Annotated in this window: 13 protein-coding genes; 6 read left to right on the plus strand and 7 right to left on the minus strand. The window is 34.7% G+C overall.

The window, feature by feature from the left end; all coding sequences use genetic code 11:
- Positions 1 to 24: 24 nt before the first annotated feature.
- The 3 genes from HNS40_RS12185 to HNS40_RS12195 all read left to right on the plus strand — a co-directional run bounded on the left by HNS40_RS12185 (position 25) and on the right by HNS40_RS12195 (position 4437).
- The gene (locus tag HNS40_RS12185) at positions 25 to 2367 is read left to right on the plus strand and encodes a T9SS type A sorting domain-containing protein (RefSeq protein WP_172281161.1); all 2343 of its coding nucleotides are present in this window, start codon (positions 25 to 27) and stop codon (positions 2365 to 2367) included.
- A gap of 13 nt (positions 2368 to 2380) precedes the next feature.
- Positions 2381 to 2593 (plus strand): hypothetical protein, encoded by a 213-nt coding sequence (locus HNS40_RS12190; protein WP_172281163.1) that lies wholly within the window; start codon positions 2381 to 2383, stop codon positions 2591 to 2593.
- Between the two features lie 1091 nt (positions 2594 to 3684).
- Positions 3685 to 4437 carry a hypothetical protein gene (locus tag HNS40_RS12195; protein ID WP_172281165.1) on the plus strand — a complete coding sequence of 251 codons (753 nt, stop codon included), beginning with the start codon at positions 3685 to 3687 and terminating at the stop codon, positions 4435 to 4437.
- 534 nt (positions 4438 to 4971) lie between these two features.
- Here the strand turns inward: HNS40_RS12195 and HNS40_RS12200 are convergent.
- The gene (locus HNS40_RS12200) at positions 4972 to 5430 is read right to left on the minus strand and encodes a DUF2780 domain-containing protein (RefSeq protein WP_172281167.1); all 459 of its coding nucleotides are present in this window, start codon (positions 5428 to 5430) and stop codon (positions 4972 to 4974) included.
- A gap of 131 nt (positions 5431 to 5561) precedes the next feature.
- On the opposite strand from HNS40_RS12200, the gene HNS40_RS12205 reads away from it, so the two are divergent.
- The 3 genes from HNS40_RS12205 (at position 5562) to HNS40_RS12215 (ending at position 9067) form a co-directional block, all read left to right on the plus strand.
- Positions 5562 to 5825, plus strand: coding sequence for a TfoX/Sxy family protein (locus HNS40_RS12205; protein WP_172281169.1), 264 nt, complete (start codon positions 5562 to 5564; stop codon positions 5823 to 5825).
- An 11-nt stretch (positions 5826 to 5836) separates the two neighbouring features.
- On the plus strand, positions 5837 to 6358 hold the full coding sequence (locus HNS40_RS12210; protein ID WP_172281171.1) for a GNAT family N-acetyltransferase: 522 nt from the start codon (positions 5837 to 5839) through the stop codon (positions 6356 to 6358).
- 99 nt (positions 6359 to 6457) lie between these two features.
- On the plus strand, positions 6458 to 9067 hold the full coding sequence (locus HNS40_RS12215; protein ID WP_172281173.1) for a M6 family metalloprotease domain-containing protein: 2610 nt from the start codon (positions 6458 to 6460) through the stop codon (positions 9065 to 9067).
- Between the two features lie 45 nt (positions 9068 to 9112).
- Here HNS40_RS12215 and HNS40_RS12220 read toward each other — a convergent pair whose 3' ends face one another.
- From HNS40_RS12220 to HNS40_RS12245, 6 genes are all read right to left on the minus strand, one after another.
- Positions 9113 to 9979 carry an ATP-binding protein gene (locus HNS40_RS12220; protein ID WP_172281175.1) on the minus strand — a complete coding sequence of 289 codons (867 nt, stop codon included), beginning with the start codon at positions 9977 to 9979 and terminating at the stop codon, positions 9113 to 9115.
- A complete protein-coding gene (locus HNS40_RS12225) occupies positions 9972 to 10844 on the minus strand; it encodes a 4Fe-4S binding protein (protein WP_172281177.1) in 873 nt (290 codons plus the stop codon). The genes HNS40_RS12220 and HNS40_RS12225 overlap by 8 nt, the downstream gene beginning before the upstream one ends.
- Positions 10845 to 11001: 157 nt before the next feature.
- A complete protein-coding gene (locus HNS40_RS12230) occupies positions 11002 to 11232 on the minus strand; it encodes a DUF5320 family protein (RefSeq protein WP_172281179.1) in 231 nt (76 codons plus the stop codon).
- 20 nt (positions 11233 to 11252) lie between these two features.
- On the minus strand, positions 11253 to 11567 hold the full coding sequence (locus HNS40_RS12235; RefSeq protein WP_172281181.1) for a NifB/NifX family molybdenum-iron cluster-binding protein: 315 nt from the start codon (positions 11565 to 11567) through the stop codon (positions 11253 to 11255).
- A gap of 3 nt (positions 11568 to 11570) precedes the next feature.
- Positions 11571 to 11981, minus strand: coding sequence for a DUF134 domain-containing protein (locus tag HNS40_RS12240; RefSeq protein ID WP_172281183.1), 411 nt, complete (start codon positions 11979 to 11981; stop codon positions 11571 to 11573).
- Between the two features lie 296 nt (positions 11982 to 12277).
- Positions 12278 to 12889 carry a rhomboid family intramembrane serine protease gene (locus tag HNS40_RS12245; RefSeq protein ID WP_216663682.1) on the minus strand — a complete coding sequence of 204 codons (612 nt, stop codon included), beginning with the start codon at positions 12887 to 12889 and terminating at the stop codon, positions 12278 to 12280.
- Positions 12890 to 12934 lie beyond the last annotated feature (45 nt).

The following is a 12934-nucleotide window of genomic DNA, read 5'->3' on the forward strand; positions in this document are numbered from 1 at the left end:
GTAACATTTAAAATTTAATATATCATGAAGAGAATATTTACTTTATTGTATTTTGTATGTTTAGGATCGCTATTAAGTGCTCAAGTAGTTTATGACTTGCAAGATCCTACTTATTATACCCAATTTGCTGATGGAGGTGGTGTTTATACTAATGGTAGCGAGTTAGGTATGTGGGCAAATAATAGTAATGAACAAATGGTTGTCTGGCGAGAATTGCAAACGGCAGGTGATAATTCCGGTTCATCAAGAATTTTACAAGTTGGTGATGTTTTTACTATTTCGGTTTATCTTGGAAATACTAATGGAAATATTGGCTTTTCTCTTAATTCATCTCCTAGTTCAATGACTTCTTGGAATGATAGGCATAATAATAGTAGGTTTTATGTTCAAGCAGATGGAGTAAGTGGTTCTTGGTATGTTAATACAGCTGGAGGTAATAAATCGTTGGATTATAGTGTTAGTTCTACAGGAAGAACATATGTATTTACAATTTATATAACTTCCGAAACTACTTTTGATGTTCAACTTGATGTTGATGGAACAACCAAAAGACTATTTAATCAGACTATGAACGGGACTGCAGGTACAAATATCACTCATTTTGCAATGTATTTAAATGATGATCGTGGTGATGTATATTGGAAACAATTAACATCACATAATGCTACTCAATCAGTAAAATTAGGTTATTATTTGGGAGCTTCTGAGACATTTACACCTGGGTTAATAAAAGATGGCTTAGTGTCAAATAGTAATTCAACTTCATCAGTTAATAATATTATTGTAGGAGGTATTTCTGGAACAAAAGTAGTTTTAGCAGAGAATAATACCTATACAGGAACAACAACTATTAATTCTGATGCAACTTTAGAACTTCAAGGAAGTCTGGTTAATTCCGATATTACAGTTAAAAATGGTGCTATGCTCTTAGTTTCTGGAGCAGATGTTAGTGTTAAAAGTATAACCGTTGAATCTGGTGGTGATTTAGTTGTTATGCCTGGTGGTGGATTAACAGTAACAGGAAATCTAGTAAATGATGGAGAATTGATATTAGCGAGTATTGGATATGATGGTAAATTAGCTTCACCAACAGGCTCTTTAATCGTAGATGGAACTATTTCTGGTAGTGGAAGTCAATTTATTGAATTAGACATTGACCAATATTCTAGTTCTGAAGATGGTTGGCATTATTTGGCTTCACCTATCGATAATTTTACAGTATTAGGTTCTGATTTTGCTCCTGGAGCCGATGATGATTTATATTATTATGATGAGTCAATTGATAATTGGATCAATTGGAAAGCAGGAGAAGGAAGTACTAATCCTGGATTTGACTTGGAAAAGGAAAAGGGATACTTATGTTCATACTCTAATTCAGAGACTAAAATATTTGACGGTACTATTAATAATTCTAATGTAGATATCAGTGGCCTGACAAATACTGGTGGAGGTGTTACAGAAGATGGATGGAATTTAATTGGAAATCCGTTTACTTCTTCTGTCGCTTGGAATAATGGAAGTTGGGATTTGTCCAATGTTGCAGCAACTGCAAAAGTATGGATTGGTGGTGGAAATTGGGATGATATCGCATCCTCAGGAATTATTCCAGCCATGAATGGGTTTATGGTACAAGTAACTTCAGGTACAGGTAGCCTGACGGTCCCTGCTAATGCTAGGACACATGATGCTACACCATGGTATAAAAGCAATGATGAAGTTTTGAAATTTAAAATATCAGGTGGTACTAATTCATTATATGATTATACAAGAGTAAAATTTAATACAGATGCTTCTGAAAATTACGATTCACAATTCGATTCTCATAAATTATATGGAATGGCTGCTGCACCACAATTATTCACAAGAATAGGAGAGGAAGTATTCTCAACTAATACTTTTGCAGATTCACAAGAAAACAGAACGGTAAATCTAGATTTTATTCCTGGAACAGATGGTGAATATACCATCGAGTTTGTAGAGAATACTATTCCTCAAAAAACAACAATCACTTTAGAAGATTTAGTAACAAATCAAGTAATTGATGTTTATGCAAACGAAAGCTATACTTTTAATGCAGAAGTAGGAGATGAGCAAGCTCGTTTTAAATTACATTTCGGAGCAACAGGAATAAACGAACTAGCCAAAGATAATCTCCAAGCATACATATCAGGTCAAAACCTATATATTTTAGGGGAGTCTGGAAAAGCGCAATTAGAGGTCTTCGATATTCAAGGGAAGCAATTGGTAAGTGAGCAAATTGTGTTGGACGAGAATTATAAAAAAGCATTATCTTTGCCATCAGGCATTTATGTGGTTCGTGTTCAGAATAGCGAATTTGTGAAGTCTAATAAAGTAATCATCAAATAAAGGAGAACTAAACATGAAAAAATTAGCAATAAAAACTTTAATGGTATTTAGTTTCAGTTTAATTTCTTTAGGCCTCTTCGCCGACCCTCCAGGTATGCCCGGTGGTCATGGTACTGACGGTGACGCTCCTCCAGGTGGTGGTGCTCCCATAGGTGCAGGAATTGGCATTATGGTAGCCCTTGGTGCTGCTTATGGTGGTTTCCGCATGAAGAATAATGAAGAATAGAAAATACATATATAATATGATACAAGCCCTTCCAATTTTGGAGGGGCTTTTTTTGTGAAAAAACAAAACCACTAATGCTTTGATAAAAATGTTGAACAAAACAAGTTACATTAAAAATTATGGGAAGCAATGGTTTTTAGCCTTTTCATAGTTACAATGCTATTAAGCATTAATAAACTTAGAAATTAGGCGGGGTGGCTTTTCCCAAACACGACGAAGTGTAATCGGTGAATTATAGAATGTTAGATTTTTTATCTGTTGCTAGTTTGTTTTATTTGCCAGATGGAGCTTCGCAAGACTAAATGGCTATTTAGTCTTACTTCGGTTCAGCCAAGGGCTTGTGCTGACCGAAGCGTCAGTGCTTTAGCTTTTAAAATAATGATATTGGAGGTGATTGAAATAAAACCGACTGCTTTGGTTCTGATAAATATGTACAGTCAACAGGTCATTAGTTTTCTACTTTGCTAGAAAAATCAATATTCTAGAAGAGGCGGGTAGGCAATTGTTTGGGAAGTTTCTGTTTCCTTACTGACAGGTAGTCGTCAGTATGGCTTTTTGCTTACTTTTTTCCACAAAAAAGTATGATCCAGTATTATTTTCTTAAAAGGGTGTCAAAATCTACTATTGGATAGGTTTAATCCCAGTTGTAATACGATATTGAAACGGCTATAATTTCAATCTACACTCGATATTATGCCTAATGAAGCGAAACATCAATTCATATTTACTATTCCTAAATCCGAACTCTAAATTCTGATTCTCCCCATAAAAATTAACATGAGCCATTAAAACCACTAGTGCTTTAATTACAATGTTGTACTAAACAAGTTTAATATAAAGAAAGATTCTTCACTTCATTGCATTACATTCAAAATGACAGCACATTAGAATACATCAGAGAGAAGGAAGGGGTTTGCTAAAATAGTCGTCATTCCGATGCGTAGTGAGGAATCTTTAATAATTATTTAGGACGCTAATGCTTTGATAATTAAAAATTATAACATTAGTTTAACTGTCTGTCTATTTTCTAAACTCATATTTTTACACTTATAAAAATTACAACTAATTTACTTTAACAAAAACCTATTTATATGAGAAAATTTACTTTATTACTTTTATCTTTTACTTTGGTAGCTATGGTATCAGCTCAGATTAAAACATCAGTTTTAGGAGTTGGATCAGTGTTTGTAAACAACACCAAAGAAGTTGCACTCTATGATCAATTAGCTCCTTGGGTAACTGCAGTTGCCTCGCAGCAATTTCCTGATATTGGAGACAGTCGTTTGCAAGCAGCTGATGACTTTACAGTTCCATCAGGACCTGGATGGGATGTTTCGCGGGTCGAGATTTTAGCTACACCATCTATAGCCGTTCCATCTTTTCCGGATGTGACTTTTATTATTGAAATATATGAAAATGATGGCGGACTTCCAGCTGCAGTGCCTTTTGCTGTAGCAGATAATTTATCTTTTACAGAAAGTGCAGGAGTATATTCAATCACTTTAAATAGCCCAATGTATTTGCCTGCGGGTGATTATTGGATTAGTGTGATGCCAAATATGGCTTTTGGTTTATATGGACAACTTTTTTGGGGATTTGCTGATGGAACACAAATTGGAAACGAATTGCATGTTCAAGACCCAGATGGTTTGACAGGTGGTACTTATCCACCAACATGGGGAGCTGGAAGTACTGTTTGGCCTATTTATTCAGCTTATAATTCTTCATTTGCTATTTATGGAGAAGATGCTTCTCCAAGTGTCCCTCTTAATAATTGGGCCTTGATTATTGGTGGAATGCTAATTATTGGCTTTACTTTAGTGAGAGTGAAAATGATAAATTAGAATGATTGAAATTGAAATACTGTTGATGAGCCCTTCCAATTTTGGAGGGGCTTTTTATTTTTAACACCATTTCATATTTTACTATATTTAATACTAATATGGATTTAAATCTATCGGTTTACCGCGTAGCGGTTAAGGCTTTGTATAAAACTTAGCACATGTTTTTTTTCTTCCCCGTAGGGGATACACTTTGATTTAAGCCTAGAAATGATAGTATATGTAAGACATTTGAGCCTTTAGCCATTTTGGTTTACCTTTTGTAAATACCGATACATTATTAATGTGGCTTTAAGATTGAAAGGAACTTAAGATACATTTTGATTAGCCATCAGTATTTACCTATTTCCAAGGAACAAAGTGCCGCTCTTTTTATAAAATTGGGATACTAATAATAAACTTTAGGTACAGAGAACCGTTCTATTTAACAATAGATCTAAGGAAAGCAAATCACAGCCCACAATAAAAAGCGAAATTCCATTAGAATTTCGCTTTTTTAAACAGGAATAAATCCTGAATCTTATTTTCAATAGAATACTATTTCAAAGCATTCAATAATTTGCTACCTAATAGTTTACCACCTTTTTTCTCCACATAATTTACAATAACTGGAGTAAACAAAGCTACTTTGTCGGCGCCTATTCCTAATTTATCAAATTGAGCTTGAACCTTAGGCATTCCTGTTAAGGTGGTCGCTGCAGCGCTTAACGTACTGCTTCCTCCTGTTAATGAAGGCACTGCGTCTAAATAGCCTTGTATATCTGGTACGGCATTGGCAACTTCTTTAAAGTCACCAGCATTCATTTTTCCTTCTGCCATTTCGAATAATGCACCTGCACCACCCATGGCTTGTTCCTTGTTAACACCAGTCTCCGACATGATATTTTCTACTAGGTTTCCAGCGTCTTTTGTCTTTGAAGCTAAATCAAATTGTGCAAAACTGCCCATGGTAAAAATAGATACAAATAATAAGCTTAGTAAAATTCCTTTTTTCATTTGTTTTTAGTTTTTGTTAATTTTAGAGTTGCAAATATACTGCAAATAAGGCTTTTAGAATAGTTAAAATCTTGCAAATAGAAATCTAATCGTTTTATGAAAAATCATAACTTTACACAAATTATAAACACATGGATTCATTAATAAAGCTCCCAAATATTGGTAAAATATTAGCTCAAAAGCTCCATCATGTAGAAGTGAATACAGCTGGAGATTTAATAGCTTTAGGCAGTGAAAATGCAATCATAAAAATAGCAGCAATTGATAGTGAAGGGGTATGTATTAATATGTTGTATGCTATTGAAGGGGCTATACAAAATATTCGTTGGCATGATTTACCCAGAGAGAGAAAGAAAGATTTAAAGTTATTTTTTCAAACCTTGAATAAAAGTTAATATCATAAATAATGGAATTATCTGATGGAATAGTCACACTTAGGGAATTTAGAGAAGAGGATGCTACTGTCATTACTCCTATAGCTAATAATGCTAAAATTGCGAGTAATCTCCGCGATGGTTTTCCTCATCCTTATACCAAAGAGGATGCCTCAATGTTTATAAAAAATGCACAAAAAAGGATTCCTCAAAGTATTTTTGCCATCGAATTTGAGGGGCATTATATTGGAAACATTGGTTTGCATCAAGGGCAAGATGTTTATAGAAAATCAGCTGAAATTGGCTATTTCATTGGTGAATCCTATTGGGGAATGGGTTTGACAACTAGAGCAGTAACATTAATTACTGATTATGGCTTCAGTATCTTAAACCTCATTAGAATTGACACTGGCATCTACGATCATAATAAAGCTTCTATGCGTGTATTAGAAAAATGTGGCTACCATAAAGAAGCTATTTTTGAGAAAGCTATTTTTAAAAATGGTAAAATCATAGATGAACATCGGTATGCAATAATAAACCCCAATTTATAGGTCTATTTCCTTATCAATCTTAGGTAAATAATTATACCTCAAGGTTTCATTATTTCTAATATATTTGCCTTTCAACACACATCAATTAATCATTATACTATGAAACGAGTATTATCATTATTTCTGCTAAGTATTATCATCATGCCATTATGGGCTGCTTGGCTAAATAAAGTTCCAGTAACTATTAACCAAGCCGACGGAACTACAATCACTGCTTTTGCCACAGGCGATGAATTTTATAACTGGATACACGATGAACAAGGTTATACCCTTTTATTAGATGAGGAGGGCTATTTAGCTTATGCCATTTTGCAAGGTGATGAATTGGTAGCCAGTAGTTTTAGAGTTGGACAAGTGGAGCCTAGCCAGGTAGGATTAAATCCTGGAATCAATATTCCCTCTAGTAAAATGGAGAAAATTAGATTATCTTTTCTTGCCCAAACGAAAGAAATGGAGCAAAAGGCTGGTATGATAAAATCTATAGCTGATGCCGAAGGAAATTTGAATAATCTGGTGGTTTATATCAGATTTGCAGATCAAAGTGATTTCAATATTGACACTTCTCTATATTTGAATATGTTCAATAATAATGAAGAAGACTATAATAGTATGTTCAATTATTTTCAGATGGTGAGCTATGGCAGCTTGTTTTTAACATCAACTGCATATCCTATTCCAGAAGATAATATGGTAATTAGTTATGTGGACGAGCACAATAGAAATTATTATGAGCCCTATCATGCTGTAAACAATCCAGAAGGTTATTCAGATGGTCAAAGGTCAGAAAGAGAGTTTCTGTTATTGAAGAATGCAGTAGAATATATTGCTGATGAAGTGCCAGAAGATTTAGATTTGGATTATAATAATGATAATAGAGTGGACAATGTTTGTTTTATTGTAAAGGGTGGACCAGGAGCTTGGGCTGATTTATTATGGCCTCACCGTTGGTCATTATATGGCGAAGATGCTTATATCAATGGAAAACAAGTTTGGGATTTTAATTTCCAGTTGGAGTCTAGTCTTAATGCCAGTGGAGTAGGTGTTCTTTGTCATGAAATGTATCATTCCCTTGGTGCCCCTGATTTGTATCATTATAACCAAGATAACTTTACCCCAGTAGGTCGCTGGGATGTGATGGAGCAAAATCAAAACCCTCCACAATCTATGGGTGCGTATATGAAACATATTTATGGCGGTTGGATTGATGAGATTCCAGAAATCACTGAATCTGGATATTATACTTTAAACTCTTTAGATCAAGCTGAGAATAATGTTTTTAAAATAGCCTCCCCAAATCACAATTGGCAATACTTTGTATTGGAGTATAGAAAAAAAGAAGGAACCTTTGAATCTCAGCTTCCAGGAAGTGGACTGCTGGTTTATCGTATTGATGGTAGCATGGAAGGACAAGGAAATGCAAGTGGCCCTCCAGATGAAGTATATCTATATAGAAAAGGGGGAACACCAACAGTAAATGGATCTACTGGTCAAGCTCATTTAAGCCTTGAAACCGATAGAACTGCTTTAACCAATGAAACCGATCCTAGACTATTTTTAACTAATAATGATTTCGGAGGAATTGAAATCACCGAGGTATCTTCTGCAGGGGAAACCATCAGCTTTTTTGTGAATATGCCAGGTGAACCCTTAGCTAATTTTGAAGCGGATGCTACCATTATCTGTCCAAATCAGGTCGTAACCTTTAGTGATAAATCTGCTGGATTACCTGAGGATTATCAATGGAATTTTACACCTGATGATGTTGCTTTTATGGACGGCACAGATGCTAATTCTTCAAGTCCTAAAGTGGTTTTTAATAGCGAGCAGAATTACTCCGTGTCTTTGAGTATAGATAATGAATATGGAAATTCTGATGTGACTAAAAACGATTATATTCAATTTACCAGCGCAGAATTGCCTTTTATGGCGCAATTTGAGGAGGGCAATTTAAATTCAAAATCCTTTTATGTTTTAAATCCTGATGGACAAATAGGCTGGAAAACCATGCCTGTTAATGGTAACGGAAGTGCCTTGGCTGCCGGAATGCAAATTAGAAAAAACTATACCGTAGGTGATAGAGATGGTTTGGTGACTCCTCCCTTTGATTTTACTTCTTATTCAAATATGGATTTACAATTTGAATATGCTTATGCCAAATATATGCAGAACTTTTCCGATTCTTTGATTGTTTATGTTTCAGTAGATTGTGGAGCTTCTTGGGAAAGAATCTTTGAAGGTGGTGATGATGGAACAGGAAGCTTTTCCACTGCCCCAAGAATAGAGGAGGAGTTTATTCCTGCATTATCCGATGATTGGTGTGGTCATGGCTATGGAGCCGAATGCTTAACCTTAAATTTAAATGCCTACTTGGGTTTTGAGAGTGTACGAGTGATGTTTGAGACCTACAGTCAGTTAGGAAATAATTTATATCTAGATAATATTGTTATTGCTCCCAATGTTGGATTGGAAGAGAATTTGATTGAAGATGAAATGGTGATTTCGCCAAACCCAGCAAATCATCAAATAAGGCTAGAAAATATCTCTAATATTCACAGCTTGCAAGTATTTGATATTTATGGTAGACTTATATGGGAATTAAACGATTCTATTAAAGATAATTCTGTAGATCTAGATATCTCAAAATGGAATTCTGGAGTTTATATCATTAAACTCGATGGAAAAACGACTCGTAAGTTTGTAAAAGAATAAGTGGAGATAAATAATATAGAAAAGCCAGCTCTATGCTGGCTTTTTTTATGCTATCAATTTTTTCCAAACTTCTATTAGCTTTATAGAGGTTTCCGATTCGGGGGCAAATTCTATAATGCTTTGTTCCTGAACCATGGCTTCTGTAAATTGCTCGTCAAACTTTATTTGCGCCATTAATTCTATGTTCTCTTGGGTTAAATACTCCTTTAGCTCCTTCGATTTTTCTATATTGATATCATATTTATTAATGATAGCTTTCATAGGAATCTTAAAATCTCTAACAAGTGAGATTAGTCTTTTAATGTCATGAATGCCAGAATTACTAGGTTCTATGACGAGAAGAACAAGATGTGTTGCTGAAAGTGATGAAATTACAGGGCAGCCGATTCCTGGAGGGCCATCATTGAGGATGATGTTATTTTTGTGCTTTTTTGCTAATTCTTTGGCTTGTTTTCTAACATGACTAACTAGTTTTCCAGAGTTTTCTTCTCCAGCTCCCATGTGGGCATGCACCATTTTCCCAAACCTAGTTTCAGAAATACACCAAAAATTATTGATGCTTCGGCTCGACTTGATGGCATTACTTGGACATACTCTTTCACATAATCTACATCCTTCGCATTGAAATGGATTGACTTGATAATGATTTTCTTCATTAATATGAATAGCATCGAAGCGACAATATTCTTTACATAATCCACAATTACTACAGATTTCAGTATTGATTTCTGCTAGCCAGGCTCCTTCAAATATTTCTTTATTAATAATATTGGGATTCAGAATCAAATGTAAATCGGAAGCATCTACATCACAATCACAAAATACTGTGTTTTGAGCTAATGAAGCCAAAGCTGCTGTAACGCTGGTCTTTCCAGTGCCTCCTTTGCCGCTAAGTATGGTGATTTCAGTCATGTTGATTCATTTTGTTGATGAGTTTAATGCTCAAATTAGAGAGAATGTCTTCGAATTCATGTGAACCTTTCTTTAGCAGTTCTCCTTTTGAATACTGTGATGCAAAGGTTTTTGAGAAGGGTATTTCCGCTAATAGTTCTATGTTTTTTTCCTTGATATATTGATGGGTTTTATCAAATCCAAGGCCTGCTTTATTAACGATGATACCAAAAGGAATATCCAACTCTTTTACCAATTCCACCGTTAGTTTTAAATCGTGTAAACCAAAAGGAGTGGGTTCTGTTACCAAAACTATATAGTCGGATTCACTTATGGTTTCTACCACCGGACAGCTGGTTCCAGGAGGAGCATCATATATAATGATAGAAGAATTTTGAGGAGTCAGCTTTTTTAGGCTTCTGATTAAGCTAGTTTGCATGGGTGACCCAATTTTTAATAGCCCTTCTATAAGATAGTTTTGGGCTTCTATGTGATAGGTTTTCATTTTACCTAATTCAGAGTCAGTTTCAAAAATAGCTTGGTCTTGACAGACATAGAGACAAGCTCCACAAGAATGACAAAGGCTGGGATCTATTTTAGTGTATTCAACTGGTGGAATAACAGTAATCGCATTAAATTCACAATATTCAATACATTTCTGGCAATAAGTACAATTTTCCGAGTTGATATTGGCAACTTGCTGATTGATGATCTCAGTACTTATGATTTTTGCATCTGGAAAAAACAAACCATCATTGGGTTCTTCTACATCGCAATCTACTAAAAAACTAGGGTGTACTCTACCAAGAGCGTGAAAAAGCTGAACCGAGATACTCGTTTTTCCCGTTCCTCCTTTTCCGCTGGCCACAGCTATTTTAAAAGGCATAATATGTTGTATTAGCTATTCTAATATGAAGCTTTCACAAGGTTTCTACTAAAAGTCTAAGTCTTTATTTCAACAATATCTTATGGTGTTTATTGATTTTTACTTTTCTTATGTTAGTAGTGACTTTTTGTTAAGTTTCGAAATCAAAATAATGTAATTAGTCTTCTGCAGAAGCGTCATCGTAGCGGAAGCGATGATGCTTTTTTTGACCTTTTCCACGGCCTAATCCGTTTCTTTTTCCAAATACCTTGGATATTTTTTCATTTTCAAGTTCCCAATCTTCATCTGAAGTTTTAGGCTTTCTATCTTTGGGATTGCATTTTCCCATTCTTTTACCACTTTGGTTACCATCACCAAATGGTGGCCCTTGTCTGTTAAAACCAGGCATAATGTTTGTTTTTAAATGAATTATGAAATTAACTTTATAATTTCTGCAATGGTGATTTCATCATTTTCAAAAATGACCATTTGAATTTTAAACTTCTCTAATAACTCTTTTGCTTTTGGTCCAAAGTCACCAGAAATAACCTTTTGTGCTCCTAAGGCTATCATTTTTTCTGCGGCTTTAGTTCCAGCACCACCTTGAGCCTCCGCAAATTCATTCTTGTGAAACTCTATTTGCATAGTTTCTGAGTCGAATAAGCAAAAATAAGCGCCTCTTCCAAATCTTAAATCAAATGTTGATTCCTCCTGATTTTCTTTTGCTGTAATTACTGTCTTCATCTTTTATTTTTCTGGGTTAATGGATTGGAAATTCTCTGATTGACATAGAGGGCAATGAAACTGATCTGCTTGAGGTGGTAAGGAGAACTTGGAATGGCATTTTTTGCATTGATACCAGTCTTTATCTAAAACAGCATGGCCATAGACTGTGATGATTTCTCTTGTTTCAGTAAGGGCAATAGCTATTTTTTGTCTTGCTGATGCATAAATCCTTGCAAAAGTAGGACGTGATACTCCCATTATCTTTGAAGCCTCCAATTGACTTAAAGAATCATAATCAGCTAGTTTAATAGCTTCATATTCCTCGTAATATAGTTCAACTGGGATTTTGCTCGATTTCTTATTTCCATAAGGTTTATAGCCTCTGAAACTAGGTGGAGCAACAACTTTTCTTAGTCTTCTTCGTCTTGGCATATGATAATTTCTTTTGCAAATATAATGAGAATAATCTCATTATAAACATTTGAGTCATCTATTTTTTCTAAAGACAGCTGTAGAAAAAATAGGAACACTCAAATATATTAATTATTCGGAAATAAAAGGAATTGAAGTACCTGAATTAATAAGTAAAATGGTTTAGAGGATAAGATAAAGAATACTTAGCAATAAATGGGTTTTGAAATGTAGGGTCTACAATTTGTCGGTTCATTGGCTGATGTCAATAGCCAATGAAGGTCTTTTTTGGCTAAAGGCATTAAATATGATTTTTTTTACCCAAAGATTTCATAAAAGAAATGCTGAATTAAATCAGGTTTTAAGGCGATAGTGAAAACGAAACCAAATACCCCGCCCCAGAAATGGGCATCATGCCCCACATTATCTTGGGCTTTTTTATCCATATAAATAGAGTAAACCAAATATAAAACTCCGAATACAATTGCTGGAATACCTATAGGAATCAGAAATAAATATATTTTACCCATGGGGTTGAAAAGAATGGAAGAAAATAAAATAGCAGATACTGCACCACTGGCACCAACTGCATTATAATATGGATTGTCTTTATGTTTACCAAAGGAGGATGCATTAGCCACCAACAATCCTCCTATATACAGAACCAGGTAAAAAAAGATGGCTTTCCCAGGAAAAACTACTTGAAAATATTGAACCACAATGGAGCCAAATGACCAGAGAACAAACATATTAATACCTAAATGCATCCAATCTGCATGTATTAAACCATAGCTTCCTAGTCTCCAATATTCCTTATTGTTTTTAATAATATAGGGATTGAATTTTAGTTTTGCAAAAAGCTCAGGTCGGTTCCAAGCTAACATAGAAACTAATACCGTTACGGCAATAATAGCGTAATTGATGATCATTTTTCAGAGTTCTATAATGCATTGCAAATAATTGATTCTTGAGTA

The sequence above is a fragment of the Lentimicrobium sp. S6 genome (assembly GCF_013166635.1).
Classification (GTDB): Bacteria; Bacteroidota; Bacteroidia; order Bacteroidales; family UBA12170; genus UBA12170.